The 16293-nt window shown below is 63.9% G+C and carries 17 protein-coding genes; 15 read left to right on the top strand and 2 right to left on the bottom strand.

Annotated features, from left to right (window positions below; all coding sequences use genetic code 11):
- Positions 1–59 precede the first annotated feature (59 nt).
- The 7 genes from JQ624_RS04090 (at position 60) to JQ624_RS04060 (ending at position 6163) form a co-directional block, all read left to right on the top strand.
- Positions 60–854, top strand: a complete 795-nt coding sequence (locus JQ624_RS04090) for a thymidylate synthase (RefSeq protein WP_212417566.1) — start codon at positions 60–62, stop codon at positions 852–854.
- A 16-nt stretch (positions 855–870) separates the two neighbouring features.
- Positions 871–1356, top strand: a complete 486-nt coding sequence (locus JQ624_RS04085) for a GNAT family N-acetyltransferase (protein WP_212417565.1) — start codon at positions 871–873, stop codon at positions 1354–1356.
- Complete coding sequence (locus tag JQ624_RS04080) at positions 1356–1868, top strand: dihydrofolate reductase (protein ID WP_212417564.1); 513 nt, start codon at positions 1356–1358, stop codon at positions 1866–1868. Before JQ624_RS04085 ends, JQ624_RS04080 begins: the two co-directional genes overlap by 1 nt.
- Positions 1869–2040: 172 nt before the next feature.
- Positions 2041–3180, top strand: coding sequence for an FtsH protease activity modulator HflK (gene hflK, locus JQ624_RS04075; protein WP_212417563.1), 1140 nt, complete (start codon positions 2041–2043; stop codon positions 3178–3180).
- Entirely contained in the window at positions 3177–4076 is a 900-nt protein-coding gene (hflC, locus tag JQ624_RS04070) for a protease modulator HflC (protein WP_212417562.1), read from the top strand. Before hflK ends, hflC begins: the two co-directional genes overlap by 4 nt.
- 93 nt (positions 4077–4169) lie before the next feature.
- Positions 4170–4370: a DUF2065 domain-containing protein gene (locus JQ624_RS04065; RefSeq protein WP_212417561.1), complete on the top strand. Its 201-nt coding sequence runs from the start codon at positions 4170–4172 to the stop codon at positions 4368–4370.
- Positions 4371–4657: 287 nt separating this feature from the next.
- Positions 4658–6163, top strand: coding sequence for a Do family serine endopeptidase (locus tag JQ624_RS04060; RefSeq protein ID WP_212417560.1), 1506 nt, complete (start codon positions 4658–4660; stop codon positions 6161–6163).
- An 80-nt stretch (positions 6164–6243) separates the two neighbouring features.
- On the opposite strand, the gene serB is transcribed toward JQ624_RS04060, so the two are convergent.
- Positions 6244–7149, bottom strand: a complete 906-nt coding sequence (gene serB / locus JQ624_RS04055) for a phosphoserine phosphatase SerB (RefSeq protein WP_212417559.1) — start codon at positions 7147–7149, stop codon at positions 6244–6246.
- On the opposite strand from serB, the gene miaA reads away from it, so the two are divergent.
- The 8 genes from miaA to ilvC all read left to right on the top strand — a co-directional run bounded on the left by miaA (position 7148) and on the right by ilvC (position 15244).
- Positions 7148–8077, top strand: coding sequence for a tRNA (adenosine(37)-N6)-dimethylallyltransferase MiaA (gene miaA / locus JQ624_RS04050; protein WP_212417558.1), 930 nt, complete (start codon positions 7148–7150; stop codon positions 8075–8077). The genes serB and miaA overlap by 2 nt on opposite strands.
- A 321-nt stretch (positions 8078–8398) precedes the next feature.
- Entirely contained in the window at positions 8399–10174 is a 1776-nt protein-coding gene (locus tag JQ624_RS04045; protein ID WP_212417557.1) for an acetolactate synthase 3 large subunit, read from the top strand.
- A gap of 144 nt (positions 10175–10318) precedes the next feature.
- A complete protein-coding gene (locus tag JQ624_RS04040) occupies positions 10319–11305 on the top strand; it encodes a threonine dehydratase (RefSeq protein WP_212417835.1) in 987 nt (328 codons plus the stop codon).
- 25 nt (positions 11306–11330) lie between these two features.
- On the top strand, positions 11331–11873 hold the full coding sequence (gene ilvN / locus JQ624_RS04035; RefSeq protein ID WP_212417556.1) for an acetolactate synthase small subunit: 543 nt from the start codon (positions 11331–11333) through the stop codon (positions 11871–11873).
- Positions 11874–11876: 3 nt separating this feature from the next.
- Positions 11877–12572 carry a class I SAM-dependent methyltransferase gene (locus tag JQ624_RS04030; RefSeq protein WP_212417555.1) on the top strand — a complete coding sequence of 232 codons (696 nt, stop codon included), beginning with the start codon at positions 11877–11879 and terminating at the stop codon, positions 12570–12572.
- Positions 12573–12578: 6 nt separating this feature from the next.
- Positions 12579–13469, top strand: a complete 891-nt coding sequence (locus JQ624_RS04025; protein ID WP_212417554.1) for an EamA family transporter — start codon at positions 12579–12581, stop codon at positions 13467–13469.
- A 7-nt stretch (positions 13470–13476) separates the two neighbouring features.
- Positions 13477–14079 carry a LysE family translocator gene (locus JQ624_RS04020; RefSeq protein WP_212417553.1) on the top strand — a complete coding sequence of 201 codons (603 nt, stop codon included), beginning with the start codon at positions 13477–13479 and terminating at the stop codon, positions 14077–14079.
- Positions 14080–14224: 145 nt separating this feature from the next.
- Complete coding sequence (gene ilvC / locus JQ624_RS04015) at positions 14225–15244, top strand: ketol-acid reductoisomerase (protein WP_212417552.1); 1020 nt, start codon at positions 14225–14227, stop codon at positions 15242–15244.
- A gap of 547 nt (positions 15245–15791) precedes the next feature.
- Here ilvC and JQ624_RS04010 read toward each other — a convergent pair.
- A complete protein-coding gene (locus tag JQ624_RS04010) occupies positions 15792–16226 on the bottom strand; it encodes a PaaI family thioesterase (RefSeq protein WP_212417551.1) in 435 nt (144 codons plus the stop codon).
- Positions 16227–16293: the final 67 nt, after the last annotated feature.

Below are 16293 nucleotides of genomic sequence, written 5' to 3'. Positions count from 1 at the left end.
TGTCGATCGGATGTCCCGGCCGCTAAATTCGCCGTCCCGAAAGGCCCGAAGCACCAGCCATGAACCAGTACCACGACCTGCTCGAACGGATCCTCTCTGACGGCGCGGAAAAGCACGACCGCACCGGCACCGGCACGCTGTCGATCTTCGGTCACCAGATGCGGTTCAACCTGTCGGCCGGGTTTCCGATGCTGACCACCAAGCGGTTGCCGCTGAAGGCGATCGTGCACGAATTGCTTTGGTTTCTCGCCGGCGACACCAACATCAAATATCTCAAGGACAATGGCGTTTCGATCTGGGATGAATGGGCCGACGCCAATGGCGATCTGGGTCCGGTCTACGGATCGCAGTGGCGCTCCTGGCCGGCGCCGGACGGGCGCAGCATCGACCAGATTTCCAACGTCATCGACATGATCAAGCGCAATCCGGATTCGCGGCGGCTGATCGTCAGCGCGTGGAATCCGGCCGACGTCGACAAGATGGCGCTGCCGCCCTGTCACTGCCTGTTTCAGTTCTATGTCGCCAACGGCAAGCTGTCCTGCCAGCTCTATCAGCGCTCGGCCGACGTGTTCCTCGGCGTGCCCTTTAACATCGCGTCCTATTCGTTGCTGACCATGATGGTGGCGCAGGTGACGGGATTGAAGCCCGGCGATTTCGTGCATTCGTTCGGCGACGCGCATCTCTACTCCAACCATCTCGAACAGGCGCGGCTGCAACTGACGCGGCCGACGCGCCAATTGCCGGTCATGAAGATCAATCCGGACGTCAAGGATATCTTCGCGTTCCGTTACGAGGACTTTGCGCTCGAAGGCTACGATCCGCACCCGCACATCAAGGCCGAAGTTGCTGTATGAGCGGTGTGAGCATCTGATGTCCCTCAGGATCCGCCGCGCGCGGCCAGGCGAAGCGGGACTCGTCCTGTCCTTTGTTCGCGAACTTGCCGAATACGAAAAGCTGCTTCACGAAATGGAGGCGACGGAGGCCGACATCGATGCGGCGCTGTTCGGCGCCAGTTCGCGGTTGTTCTGCGAGATCGCCGAATGGGACGGGATGCCTGCCGGCTTCGCGGTCTGGTTCGTCAATTTCTCGACCTTCAGCGGCCGCTCCGGAATCTATCTGGAAGACCTGTTCGTTCGCCCGGCGCTGCGCGGCAAGGGTTTGGGCAAGGCGCTCCTGGTGCATCTCGCAAAGGAATGCGTGGCAAACGGCTGGTCGCGATTGCAGTGGTCGGTGCTCGACTGGAACACGCCGTCGATCGAATTCTACAAATCGCTCGGCGCCGAACTGATGGACGAGTGGACGATTTGCCGGGTCGGCGGTCCGGCACTGACGGCGCTGGCGCAAGGGGCGCGGTAATGGAAATCGTTCTCATCGTTGCGGTCGCGGAGAACGGCGTGATCGGGGCAAATGGCGCCATTCCGTGGCGGCTGAAATCCGACATGGCACGTTTCAAGGCGCTGACGACGGGAAAGCCCGTGGTCATGGGGCGCAAGACCTTCGTCTCGATCGGCCGGCCGCTTCCCGGACGGACCAATATCGTCGTCACCCGCGACTTGGGCTTTCGCGCCAACGGCGTGGTGGTTACCCATTCCTTCACCGACGCCAAGGCGATCGCCACCGGTGATGCGCTGCGGCGTTTCGCCACTGAGATCGCCGTGATCGGCGGCGCGGAAATCTATGCCCAATGGATGGACAGCGCCGATCGCCTGGAGTTTACCGAGGTGCATGCCCGGCCCGACGGCGACACGCGTTTTCCGGCCGTCGATCTGACCGCTTGGGAAGAGGTGGCGCGCGTGCGGAATCCGGCCGGTCCGGACGACAGTGCCGATTTCTCCTATGTGACATTTCGTCGGCGTAAGCCGCATTAACCTCGCTAACCAATGTTTGCATTGACAATTATGGCATCAGGCATAGCTGCTTCGAGCCGGAAGCTTGCGTTGTAAGGGACCTAGCGGTCCCCTATAAAGCCGGGCGGATATGCGAGGCTTAAGGCATCCTGCCCAACAGGCGGACCCGGGCCACCCGCAGAGGAGAGTTTATATGCCGTGGAAGAATCAAGGCGGGGGCCCATGGGGCCAGGGTCCCAAGGGACCATGGGGCGGCGGCCCGCAATCGGTCGGGCCAAGGCCCCCCGATCTGGAGGACCTTCTGCGGCGCGGCCAGGACAAGCTGCAGCAGCTTCTGCCGGGCGGACATTTCAGCGGCATGGGCATCGCGCTGGTGCTGGTCGGTGCGCTGGCGATCTGGGGATTGTCCGGATTCTTCCGGGTGCAGTCGGAAGAACTCGGAGTCGTGCTGCGCTTCGGCAAGCACGTGCGCACCGTTGACCCCGGCCTGAACTATCATCTGCCTTATCCGATCGAAAGCGTGCTGCTGCCGAAGGCGCTGCGCGTCTCCACCATCTCGATCGGCATGACGCTGATCGACGATCCGGCGCGGCGCGGCCGCACCATGCGGGACGTGCCGGAAGAAAGTCTGATGCTGACGGGCGACGAAAACATCGTCGACGTCGATTTCACGGTGCTGTGGCGGATCAAGCCCAACGGCGTCGGCAATTTCCTGTTCAACATCCAGAATCCCGAAGGAACCGTGAAGGCGGTGGCCGAAAGCGCGATGCGCGAGGTGATCGGGCGTTCGCAGATCCAGCCGATCCTCACCGGCGCCCGCAACACGACCGAGCAGGCCGTCCAGGAACTGATGCAGAAGACGCTGGATAACTACGGCTCCGGCGTTCAGATCACGCAAGTGCAGATGCAGAAGGTCGACCCGCCCACGCAGGTGATCGACGCGTTCCGCGACGTGCAGGCTGCGCGCGCCGACTTCGAGCGGCTGCAGAACGAGGCGCAGACCTATGCCAACCGCGTCGTTCCCGACGCGCGCGGACGCGCCGCGCAGATCCTGCAGGTTGCCGAAGGTTACAAGGAACAGGCGGTCGCCGAGGCCAAGGGCCAAAGCTCGCGCTTCCAGAAGGTCTACGATGAATACAAGAAGGCGCCCGACGTGACGCGGCAGCGAATTTATCTCGAGACGATGGAGAAGATTCTCGGCGGGGCCGAGAAGCTGGTCTATGACGGCGGCAACTCCGCACAGAGCATCGTGCCGTATCTGCCGCTCAGCGAATTGACGCCGCGCCGTCCGGCGCCGGCGGCTGGCCAGCAGCAGGGCGGAGGCACGCGATGAGGTCGCCAGTTGCAGGTATTGTCACCCTAGTCCTGCTGTTCTTCGTGATGATCGTGGGCTACAGCTCGATCTTCACGGTGTCGCAGACCGAACAGGCGCTCGTGGTCCGGCTCGGCCGGCCGGTCGACGTCGTGTCCGAGCCGGGCCTTAACTTCAAGGCGCCGTTCATCGACACCGTCATCAGCATCGACAAGCGCATCCTCGATCTGGAAAATCCGTCGCAGGAAGTCATCGCTTCGGATCAGAAGCGGCTCGTCGTTGACGCCTTCGCCCGCTACCGGATCAAGAACCCGTTGCGCTTCTATCAGAGCATCGGCTCGATCCAGGCCGCCAACATCCAGCTCACCACGCTGTTGAACGCGGCGCTGCGCCGCGTGCTGGGCGAGGTTACCTTCATCAATGTGGTGCGCGACGAACGCGAGAACCTGATGGCGCGTATCCGCGACCATCTCGACAAGGAGGCCGATCAGTACGGCATTCAGGTGGTCGACGTGCGTATCCGCCGCGCCGATCTGCCGGAACAGAACAGCCTGGCGGTCTACAAGCGCATGCAGACCGAACGTGAGCGCGAGGCCCAGGAATTCCGCGCCCAGGGCGGCCAGAAGTCGCAAGAGATCCGCTCCAAGGCCGATCGGGAAGCGACCGTCATCATTGCGGAGGCCAATTCGACCGCCGAGCAGACCCGCGGCGTCGGCGACGCCGAACGCAACCGCCTGTTCGCCGAGGCCTATGGCAGGGATCCGGAATTCTTCGCCTTCTATCGTTCGATGTCGGCCTATGAGACCGGGCTCCGCTCCAACGACACCCGCTTCCTGTTGCGGCCGGATTCCGAGTTCTTCCGCTTCTTTGCCAATCCGTCCGGCCACCCGCCGGCGGCTGCGGCACCGAAGCCTTAACCGGCCGGCCGGGATCCACGTGTTACGGCGAAGCGGGCCCGCTTCGCCGGCAAAAAAGCAAAAGGCGTTTGAATAGCGGGGGGTTGTTATCCGATGAGGTCCATAGCGTTCACCGACTTCCTCATCGGTGTGGGCATCCTCTTTGTGCTCGAAGGCCTGATGTTCGCCGCCAGCCCGGCCTGGATGCGCCGGGCGATGAAAAGCGCGCTGGCGACGCCGGACAATATCCTGCGGATCGTCGGCATCGTCTCGGCGGTCGTGGGTCTGGTCCTGATCTGGTTCGTGCGGCGGTAGTTTTAGCCACCGTCATTCCGGGCCACGCGAAGCTTGAATCCCGGATGCGCGATCGCGCATCGGGGAATCCCGAGATTCCCCGGTGTGCAACTGCACATCCGGGGCTAGCATCCCTCGATACGCCCCGCAACGATGGCAATAAACGGCCGCAAGTCGCTGTGGCGTCAACGCAATCGTGAGCCGCCCGGGGCTGGTTTTTCGCCGGAATATCAGGCGCAGATGCTTGCGCCGCGGACCCGTTCGGGCGCACTGTGGACCCGAATTCGACCCTTTGGAGACAAGCCGACATGACCGGTGCCAGACCCGCCTTGAGCCGCCGCCTGCGCCTGATGGGGATTGCGATCTCGCTCAGTGCCGCCAGCTTGCTGGCCCCGGTGCCGGCCAGCGCGCGCGGGCCGGACGGCATCGCCGACATCGCCGAGAAGGTGATCGACTCGGTCGTCAATATCTCGACCTCGCAGAGCGTGGAGGCCAAGAGCGGCGGCAGGGACGCCATGCCGCAATTGCCGCCGGGCTCGCCGTTCGAGGAGTTCTTCGACGACTTCTTCAAGAACCGGCGTGGCGGTTCGAAGGGCGGCGACAAGAGCGGCGAAATGCAGCCGCCGCGCAAGACCAATTCGCTCGGCTCGGGCTTCATCATCGATGCCTCGGGCGTCGTCGTCACCAACAATCACGTCATCGCGGATGCCGACGAGATCAACGTGATCATGAATGACGGCACCAAGATCAGGGCCGAACTGGTCGGGGTCGACAAGAAGACCGACATTGCGGTGTTGAAGTTCAAGCCGGTGAAGCCGCTGGTCGCGGTGAAGTTCGGCGATTCCGACAAGCTGCGGCTCGGCGAATGGGTGATCGCGATCGGCAACCCGTTCAGCCTCGGCGGCTCGGTCACGGCCGGTATTGTATCGGCGCGCAATCGCGACATTAGCCAGGGACCGTACGACAACTACATCCAGACCGACGCCTCCATCAACCGCGGCAATTCCGGTGGACCGCTGTTCAACCTCGAAGGCGAGGTGGTCGGCGTCAACACGCTGATCATCTCGCCGACCGGCGGTTCGATCGGCCTTGGCTTCGCGGTGCCGTCGAAGACGGTGGCGGGCGTGGTCGATCAGCTCCGGCAGTTCGGCGAACTGCGCCGCGGCTGGCTCGGCGTGCGGATCCAGCAGGTCACCGACGAGATCGCTGAAAGCCTCAACATCAAGCCTGCGCGCGGCGCGCTGGTTGCCGGCATCGACGACAAGGGGCCGGCCAAGCCCGCCGGCATCGAACCCGGCGACGTCGTCGTCAAGTTCGACGGCAAGGACGTCAAGGACCCGAAGGATCTCTCGCGCGTCGTCGCCGACACCGCGGTCGGCAAGGAAGTCGACGTGGTGATCATCCGCAAGGGCAAAGAGGAAACTCGCAAGGTCACGCTCGGCCGCCTCGAGGATACCGAAAAGGTGCAGCAGGCCGCCGCCAAGACCAAGGAAGACCCCGCCGAGAAGCCGGTGACGCAAAAGGCGCTCGGCCTCGATCTCGCTGCGCTGAGCAAGGACCTGCGCACGAAGTACAAGATCAAGGACAGCGTCAAGGGCGTGATCGTCACCGGTGTCGATGGCAACTCCGACGCCGCTGAAAAGCGGCTCTCCGCCGGCGACGTCATCGTCGAGGTGGCGCAGGAAGCCGTCTCCAGCGCGGCCGACATCAAGAAGCGCGTCGATCAGCTCAAGAAGGACGGCAAGAAGTCGGTGCTGCTGCTGGTCTCGAACGGCGAGGGCGAATTGCGCTTCGTGGCGCTGAGCGTGCAGTAGGGCGATCCCGTCATGGCCGGAGGCTGGCTGCACCGAACGACGATGTCGTCCCTGCGTTCGCAGGGACGACTCCGGAACTCTTATCCCCCCACAAACTCCTCGCGCCGATAGCCCTGCGCATACAACAACGCGGTGAGGTCGCCGTAGTCGATCCGCGCGGCGGCGGCGGCGGCGACCGCGGGCTTGGCGTGATAGGCGACGCCGAGCCCGGCCGCCTCGATCATGCCGAGATCGTTGGCACCGTCGCCGGTTACCAGCGTGTCGACTTCGTCGAGGTCGAAGGATTCGCGAAGCTCGATCAGCGTTGCCAGCTTGGCGGCGCGGCCGAGGATCGGCTCGGCCACCTCGCCGGTGAACTTGCCGTCGCGAACCCTGAGCTCGTTGGCGCGGTTTTCCTGGAAGCCGATTTTGGCGGCGACCGCATGGGTGAATAGCGTGAAGCCGCCCGAGATCAGGCAGGTCCAGGCGCCGTTCGCGCGCATGGTGGAAACCAGTTCGCGGCCTCCCGGCGTCGGCGTAATGCGTTTTGCCAGCACCTCGTCGACCACGGTGACCGGCAGATCCTTCAGCAGCGCCACGCGCTCGCGCAGCGCCGGCTCGAATTCGATTTCGCCGCGCATGGCCCGTTCGGTGATTCCGGCGACATGCGCCTTCAGTCCGGCGAAATCGGCCAACTCGTCGATGCATTCCTGGCCGATCATAGTGGAATCCATGTCCGCCAGAAAAAGCTTCTTGCGCCGTGCCGCGACAGGCTGCACGACAATGTCGATCGGCAGGTCGCCGCGCGCTTTTTGCAGGCGGGTTTCGATCGCCTTGATGTCGTCCGGGCTCTTGACCTGGTAGTCGAAGGGAATGTCGACTGCGACCTCGTCGAACAGCCATTGCGCCGTTCCCGGCGAGGGGAGAACGGCCAGCGCGCCGTCGACGATGGTGGTGTCGAGCGCGGGATTGGCCGGGTTGCAGATCAGGGTGGCGACGAGGGACATGCAGGCGAATTCGTTTGGTTTGAGCAAGGCCGTGCTTATCGCAGGGCCGACCGCCAGCGGCAAGTCGGCCCTGGCGCTTGAGCTTGCACAAAAGACCGGCGGCGTCGTCATCAACACCGATTCCATGCAGGTCTATCGCGATCTCCGCATCATCACGGCGCGGCCGACGGTGGAGGAGGAGGCGCGCGTGCCGCACCGGCTCTATGGTCATGTCGATGCGTCCGTCAATTTCTCGGCCGGCGCCTGGGTGATGGATGCCGGAAAAGTGTTGTCGGAGGTGCGCGCGGAACGACGCCTGCCGATCTTCATCGGCGGGTCCGGCCTGTACTTCAAGGCGTTGACGCGCGGTCTCTCCGCGGTGCCGCCGATCCCGGCCGAGATCCGCGATGCCGTTCGCGCGCGGCTGGAACGCGACGGCGTCGAAGCGCTGCATGCTGAGCTGGCGCGGCGCGATCCCGTCTCGGCCGAACGCCTGCAGCCGCGCGACCGCACGCGAATTGCCCGCGCGCTGGAGGTCGTCGAAGCCACCGGCCGTACGCTGCCCGACTGGCACCAGGAAGGCCTGCCGCCGCTGCTGCCTCGGAGCGAATTCACCGCCTTGTTCCTCGCGCCCGAACGCGATCAGCTTTACGCACGGATCGATGCGCGGTTCGGCGCGATGCTGGACGCCGGCGCGCTGGAGGAAGTCGCCGCACTCGCCGCGCGAAAGCTCGATCCCCTGCTGCCGGCGATGAAGGCCCATGGCGTGCCGGCGCTGATCCGCTACCTCGGCGGCGAGATCACGCGCGAACAGGCCGCCGAAATCGGCCGCGCCGACACCCGCCATTACGCCAAGCGGCAATTCACCTGGTTCCGGCATCAGCTGCCGGAGTTCGAGTGGGTGAAGCCGGAAGCGGCGAGGGGGTGGGTGCAAGCACAGATCGCGTAGCCCGGCATGGCTGTACGCACAAAATTCCCACTCGCCGAACGGCCGGAACGCCGCTAAGCTGCAAAAATCGCGTTAAAGGCGTCCTTCCCTTGACTTCCGGGGACCGGGCGGTATAACCGCGCAACCTTTGGGAAGCCTGAGACATCGAATGCGCAACATTATTACCAAACTCCTTATCGTAGTCGTACCCAAGCGCACCGCCGGGGGTGGCTGAGGCCATCCAAATTCGGGCGGTGTGCATGGGGCCTCTGGGGCCCTTTTTTATTTCCTAAAACTCGAAACCGAAGAAAGCCGCTGGCAACAGCGCATCCGGAGCAAGCCATGACCGACAAGAGCCACGATCCGAACCAGATGACCGGCGCCGCGATGATCGTGCGCACGCTCATCGATCATGGCGTCCAGCACCTGTTCGGCTATCCCGGCGGCGCGGTGCTTCCGATCTATGACGAGATTTTCCAGCAGAGCGAGGTCGAACACATCCTGGTGCGGCACGAGCAGGGTGCCGGCCATGCGGCCGAGGGCTATGCGCGCTCGACCGGCAAGCCCGGCGTGGTGCTGGTGACGTCGGGTCCCGGCGCCACCAACATGGTGACGCCGCTGACGGATGCGCTGATGGATTCGATTCCCTTGGTCTGCATCACCGGGCAAGTTCCTACTCATTTGATCGGCAATGATGCGTTCCAGGAATGCGATACCGTCGGCATCACCCGTCCCTGCACCAAGCACAACTGGCTGGTGCGCGACGTCAACGATCTCGCCAAGGTGCTGCACGAGGCGTTCTATGTCGCGACGACCGGCCGCCCCGGTCCGGTCGTGGTCGACGTGCCGAAGGACGTGCAGTTCGCGGTCGGCACCTATCATCCGCCGCGCAGGGACGACGTGCATGTCTCCTACACGCCGCGGGTGAAGGGCGATGCCGCGCAGATTCGCAAAGCGGTGGCGCTATTGGCTTCCGCCAAGCGGCCGGTGATCTATTCCGGCGGCGGCGTCATCAATTCAGGACCCGAGGCGTCGAAGCTCTTGCGCGAGCTGGTCGAGGTCACCGGATTCCCGATCACCTCGACGCTGATGGGCCTCGGCGCCTATCCCGCGACCGGCAAGAACTGGCTGGGCATGCTGGGCATGCACGGAACCTACGAGGCCAACATGACGATGCATGATTGCGACGTCATGCTGTGCGTCGGCGCGCGCTTCGACGACCGCATCACCGGCCGCACTGACGCGTTCTCGCCGGGCTCGAAGAAGATCCACATCGATATCGATCCGTCCTCGATCAACAAGAACATCCGCGTCGATGTGCCGATCATCGGCGATGCCGGCAATGTGCTCGGCGACCTGCTGCAGGTGTTCAAGGCGGAAGCGAAAAGGCCCGACATCAAGAGCTGGTGGCAGGAAATTGCCACCTGGCGCGCGCGCAATTCGCTCGCCTACAAGAAGAACAACGACGTCATCCTGCCGCAATACGCCATCCAGAAGCTGTTCGAGGCGACGCGTGGCCACGACACCTACATCACGACCGAGGTCGGACAGCACCAGATGTGGGCGGCACAGTTCTTCGGGTTCGAAGAGCCGCACCGCTGGATGACGTCGGGCGGTCTCGGCACCATGGGCTACGGCCTGCCGGCCGCGCTCGGCGTGCAGGTCGCGCATCGCGACAGCCTCGTGATCGATATCGCGGGCGACGCCTCGGTGCAGATGACGATGCAGGAGATGTCGACGGCGGTTCAGTTTGAATTGCCGATCAAGATCTTCATCCTGAACAACCAGTATATGGGCATGGTGCGGCAGTGGCAGCAGCTGCTGCACGGCAACCGGCTGTCGCATTCTTACTCCGAGGCGCTGCCGGATTTCGTCAAGCTCGCGGACGCGTTCGGCTGCGTCGGCCTGCAGGCGGTCAAGCCGGGCGATCTCGATGGCGCGCTCAAGGAAATGATCAGCGTCAAACGCCCGGTGCTGTTCGATTGCCGCGTCGCCGCGCTGGAAAACTGCTTCCCGATGATTCCGTCCGGCAAGGCGCATAACGAAATGCTGCTGCCGGTGGAAGCCACCGACGAAGCCACCGCCGCGGCGTTTGCCGGCGGCAAGGCGCTGGTGTGAGGACGCCAGACACATATTCCGCTGTCATCGCCCGGCTTGACCGGGCGATCCAGTACGCCGCGGTTTCTCGGTCGTGCTCGGGCGTCTCTGGAATACTGGATCCCCGCTTTCGCGGGGATGACGAGCATGCGAGAGGATCGAGAAGTGTTTGATCTTGCCGAGCTCGAACGCGCGCATGAGATTGTGGGGCAAGCCGTGCCGCCGACGCCGGCGCATTCCTGGCCGCTGCTTGGCCAGCGGCTGGGGACGCACGTCGTGGTCAAGCACGAGAACCACACGCCGACCGGCGCCTTCAAGGTGCGCGGCGGGCTGGTCTATCTCGACCGGCTGAAGCGCGAGCGGCCGAACACGCCCGGAATCATTTCCGCCACGCGCGGCAATCACGGGCAGAGTCTTGCCTTCGCGGCCGGACGTCACGGCGTTCCGGCCGTGATTTATGTGCCGCGCGGCAATTCAGTGGAGAAGAACCGCGCCATGCGCGCGTTCGGCGCCGAGCTGGTCGAGCATGGCGAGGACTTTCAGGCGGCAGCCGAAGAAGCCCAGCGCCGGGCCCAGTTCGCCGGTCTCCACATGGTGCCGTCGTTTCATCCCGACCTGGTGCTCGGCGTTGCGACCTATGCGCTCGAATTGCTGCGCGCGGCCCCTGATCTCGACGTGCTCTATGTGCCGATCGGGCAGGGCTCGGGGATCAGCGGCTGCATTATGGCGCGCGATCTGCTCGGCCGCAGCACCGAAATCGTCGGCGTGCAGTCGACCGAAGCGCCGTCCTACGCGCTGTCGTTTGCGGCCGGCACGGTCGTAACCACCGAAACCAGCAATACGCTGGCCGACGGCATGGCCACTCGCGTTCCCGTGGCTGAAGCGCTTGCGGTCATCCGCAACGGCGCCTCGCGTATCGTGCAGGTCACGGACGACGAAGTCGCTGCCGCTGTCCGCGCGTACTGGACCGATACGCACAATCTTGCCGAAGGCGCAGGCGCCGCGGCGCTCGCAGCCGCGCTGCAGGAAAAGAACAAGCTGGCCGGCAAGCGCGTCGGCCTGATCCTGAGCGGGGGCAATATCGATTTTGATCTGTTCCGCCGATGGGTCGGGACAGACGTCACCGCGACCGCCCAACGGGCGATGGCGTGACGAGAAGACATGTAAGGGGACGACAATGAACCAGCCCGCATCCGCCTACTTCCTGGAAGAGCGCCACGATCCCAACGAGACGCACACGCTCTCGGTCCTGGTGCAGAACGAGCCGGGCGTGCTCGCGCGCGTGATCGGGCTGTTTTCCGGCCGCGGCTACAACATCGAGAGCCTCACGGTCTCTGAAACCGAGAGCCAGAAACATCTCTCGCGCATCACCATCGTCACGACGGGTACGCCGATGGTGATCGAGCAGATCAAGCACCAGCTCGATCGCATGGTGCCGGTCTATCGCGTCGTCGACATGACCATCACCGGCCGCTCCATCGAGCGGGAACTCGCCATGGTGAAAGTGCGCGGCGGCGGCGACAACCGGGTCGAGGCGCTGCGGCTGGCGGATGCGTTCCGCGCCCGCGTGATCGACGCCACGACAGAGAGTTTTGTGTTCGAGATCACAGGCAATTCTTCCAAGATCAATCAGTTTATCGACCTGATGCGCCCGCTCGGCCTTGTCGAAGTGTCGCGCACCGGCGTTGCCGCGATCGGGCGCGGGCCTGAGGGGATGTGAACCATGCTGGCGCGGGACTGGTATTACAATCAAAGGCGGCAGCTCGGGCTCGATTCCGCGGTCGCCTCGATCTATGACCGGCATGACGACAGCGATCTCCGCGCCCGCGCGGCGCTGACCATGCTCGCCGTGCAGAAGGGCTGGCGGGTGGCCGATATCGGCTGCGGCAACGGCGTGCTGGCCTGCGAAGCCGCGCTGATGGGCGCCGAAGTCGACGCGATCGATATTTCGCCGGCGATGCTGGCGCTCGCCAACATCCAGGCCCGCGACCGCAAGGTGGCGATCCGCACCCAGCCGGCGGGCATGCTCAGCTTCGCCTACCAGCCGAATTCCTACGACCTGATCGTCAGCGAGTTCACGCTGCATCATTTGCCGGATTTCTGGAAGGCGGTGGCGCTGGCAAGAATCTATGCGGCGCTGAAGCCCGGCGCCAATTTCTACCTGCGCGACATCGTGTTCGTCAGCACGCCCGACGGCACCGAGCGCGATGTCGAGCAGTGGGCTGAGTTCACCATCAAGAACCACGATTTCCAGCGCGAAGGCGTGGTCACCCATATGCGCGACGAATACTCGACCTTCGGCTGGGTGATCGAGCGCATGCTGACCGATGTCGGCTTCACGCTGCAATCGGTCGACTATCACGCGCCCCTCCACGGCACCTACCTCCTGCGCAAACCAAAGCCGGACCAACAGAGCTAGAAAAAAATGAAACCGGCCGATGTCTGCATCGCCGTCCTGGTAGCGGTGATCTGGGGGCTTGCCTTTGTCGCGAGCCGGATCGCGCTCAACGAGTTTTCGCCGGAACTGATGACGACGCTGCGCTTTTCGATCGCCGCCTTGCCCTGCCTGTTCGTGGCGCGGCCGAAAGTTTCATGGAGCGTGCTGGCCTCGATCAGCTTCACGCTGTTCCTCGGCCAGTTCCTCGCCCAGGCCTTTGCCATCGCCCATGGCGTTCCCGTCGGCCTTTCCAGCGTGATCGTGCAGAGCCAGGCGCTGTTCACCATCGGCTTTGCCGCGCTGCTGTTCCGCGAGCGGCCGAGCGCGTGGCAGACGGTGGGCATCGGCGTTGCCACGGTCGGCCTGCTGATGATCTGCGGCACCGTCGGTTACGATTTCAGCATCAGCGCCTTCGCCATATTGATGATCTCGCCGCTCAGCTTCGCGGCCGGCAATCTTCTGCTCCGGCGCGCGCCTGATGTGCCGATGTTCGACCTGTTCGCGTGGCTGTGTCTGGTCGCGGCGGTCCCGTTGCTTGCACTGACTTTGGTCAGCAACGGCCCGCAGCCGACCTGGCATGCACTGACCCATATGTCGCTGACCGGCCTGATGTGCATGATCGGTCTCGGCGGCGTTTCCACCAGCATCGCCTACTGGCTGTGGGGGAGGCTGCTGCGGGACTACCCGGCGGCGCAGGTGGTGCCGTTCGCGCTGCTGGTGCCGTTCGTCGGCTCGGCTGCGTCGAGCTTGGTGTTCGGCGAAACCTTCGGGCCGCTGCGGCTCGCCGGGATGGTCACGGTGGTGGGCGGCATTGCCGTCATGCTGCTGTCGAAGCGGCCCGAGGCCTTAGAAAAACAAGTTCTGCCAAAGATCGCGTGAGGCCCCCATGTCGCATTCGCTCCTGATCGCCTTCGTCATGTTCGCCACCGTGATGTTCTTTACGCCGGGACCGAACAACATCATGCTGCTGTCGTCGGGCCTGACCTACGGCTTCCGTCCCACCATCCCCCACATCATGGGGATCACCGTCGGCTTCGCCTTCATGATCGGCGCGGTTGGACTCGGTCTCGGCACCATCTTCATCGCCTATCCGGTGCTGCAGACCATCCTGAAATATGCTGGCGTGGCCTATCTGGTCTATCTCGCCGCCCATATCGCGATGTCCGAGCCGCCGTCGGCGGATCAGGACAACAGTCGCGGGCCGATGACGTTCTGGGGCGCGGCCATGTTCCAATGGGTCAACGCCAAGGGCTGGGTCATGGTGATCGGCACCATCACCGCCTATGCGGCGATCGCCGCCTATCCCTGGAACATCGCGATCCAGGTCGGCTTGAGCCTGCTCCTGGGCATCCTGTCCTGCACCGCCTGGGCCCTGTTCGGCACCGCGCTGCGGCCGGTCCTGACCTCCCGGCGGGCGGTGCGGGCTTTCAACATCGTCATGGCGGTGCTGCTGCTGGCCTCGCTCTATCCGGTCTTCATGGACGCATGATGCCGCACCGCGCCATGCATAAACGGGTTTCCCCTGAAGCGGAAAATGCTCTAGACAACGCCGGAAATTCGCGGGCGACCGGCGGTCCTATTCCCCCAAATGCCTGATTAACCGGCCGATTTGGCCATCGATTAAGGAAACGACCATGCGTGTTTATTACGATCGTGACGCCGACCTGAACCTGATCAAGGGCAAGAAGGTCGTCATCGTTGGCTACGGCAGCCAGGGCCACGCCCATGCGCTGAACCTGAAGGATTCCGGCGTCAAGGAAGTGGCGATTGCGCTGCGCAAGGGCTCGGCCTCGGCCAAGAAGGCGGAAGCCGCCGGCTTCAAGGTGATGGAAGTCGCCGAAGCCGCCAAATGGGCCGACCTCGTGATGATGCTCACCCCGGACGAACTGCAGGGCGACATCTACCGCGAGCACCTGCACGACAACATGAAGAAGGGCGCAGCCCTCGTTTTCGCGCACGGCCTCAACGTCCATTTCAACCTGCTGGACCCGCGCGTCGACCTCGACGTGCTGATGATCGCCCCGAAGGGCCCCGGCCACACCGTCCGCTCGGAATACCAGCGCGGCGGCGGCGTGCCCTGCCTGATCGCCATCGCCAAGGACGTCTCCGGCAACGCCCATGACCTCGGCCTGAGCTATGCCTCGGCCATCGGCGGCGGCCGGGCCGGCATCATCGAGACCACCTTCAAGGAAGAGTGCGAGACCGACCTGTTCGGCGAGCAGGTGGTGCTCTGCGGCGGCCTGGTCGAGCTGATCAAGGGCGGGTACGAGACGCTGGTGGAAGCCGGCTACGCCCCCGAGATGGCCTATTTCGAGTGCCTGCACGAGGTGAAGCTGATCGTCGACCTGATCTATGAAGGCGGCATCGCCAACATGAACTACTCGATCTCCAACACCGCCGAGTACGGCGAATACGTCACCGGCCCGCGCATCATCACCGACGAGACCAAGAAGGAGATGCGCAAGGTGCTCGCCGACATCCAGGGCGGCAAGTTCGCCCGCGACTGGATGCTGGAGAACAAGGTCAACCAGACCTCGTTCAAGGCCACCCGCGCCAAGCTCGCCGAGCACCCGATCGAGGAAGTCGGCGCCAAGCTCCGCGACATGATGCCGTGGATCAAGAAGGGCGCGCTTGTGGACAAGACCAAGAACTGAGGCTGGTTCGTAGAGTGGGCAAAGCGCAAGCGTGCCCACCATTCAGACCACTCAGTGGATAGATGGTGGGCACGGCGCTGACGCGCCTTTGCCCACCCTGTACCCTACAAAGCTACCTCGCGCTGCAACACCAAATCTTAAGCCTTGATCGGCATTATCCGGCGAGATCGCGAACGCGGTCTCGCCGTTTCTTCGAAGAATTGATGGCTCAACTATATTCTTCAACGCGCCGCGCCGAGTGCGCCGCCCGGGCCAAAACGAAGAGCTGACGCTTCATGCACATTCTTGGTGCGAAGCAATTCAACAATTACATTAGCGACAGAAAAGCCAGCGTTTACCGAGTCAAAGCGCGGTTGCTTAATCTGCATTCTCGTTCGCGAAACGAGATCGGCAGTCGTTGAAGAGCCGGACCGGCTATTGGTTTCCGCGGCTCCGAACATCTCATGTGCTGGATCAGCAGCGAACCGGGGCTCGACCCCGCATCGCCTGGCAGCAATGCGCGTTCCATCGTCGGAACGTGCCCGTACTCTCTTGCATTGCGTGGCTTTTATTGGGCCGGGAAGTCGACGCCGCGAAGCGTCACGACCGCCACCGCGCACGGCGTCTCCACCCCGTCGGCCAGCGATGCCACGTCAACACGAGCCACGCCGATCGTGCTTCCAACCTGAAGCGCGCGGGCGCGTGCGATCAGCGAGGTGCCTTTCGCCGGGGCGAGGAAGCTGACCTGCAGGTTGATCGTCACCGCGAACCGGCCGGGCGGCATCGCGGTGGTGACCGCCCCGCCGCCGGCATGGTCCGCCAGCCCGGCAATGACGCCGCCATGAAAGAAACCGTTCGCCTGCAAGAGATCGTCGGTCTTGGCGAGAGACACCGCGACATAGCCGGGCTCCGCGCTCTCGACCCTGGTGCCGACGGCGCTGGTATAGCCGGGGGCGTAGGTGACCCGTTCGACCAGTGCGCGGATCGCATCGTGCGTGGTCATCGTGGCTCCCTCCCGGCTGTTGGACCGGCGTCAATGCTCGGACCGGCGAGAGGTCTAGGCAATGCCG

Origin of the sequence: Bradyrhizobium sp. AUGA SZCCT0283 (assembly GCF_018130385.1) — a bacterium.
Taxonomy (GTDB): Bacteria; Pseudomonadota; Alphaproteobacteria; order Rhizobiales; family Xanthobacteraceae; genus Bradyrhizobium.
Note: the sequence above shows the minus strand (reverse complement) of the source record. Positions and strands in the feature narration are given on the sequence as shown.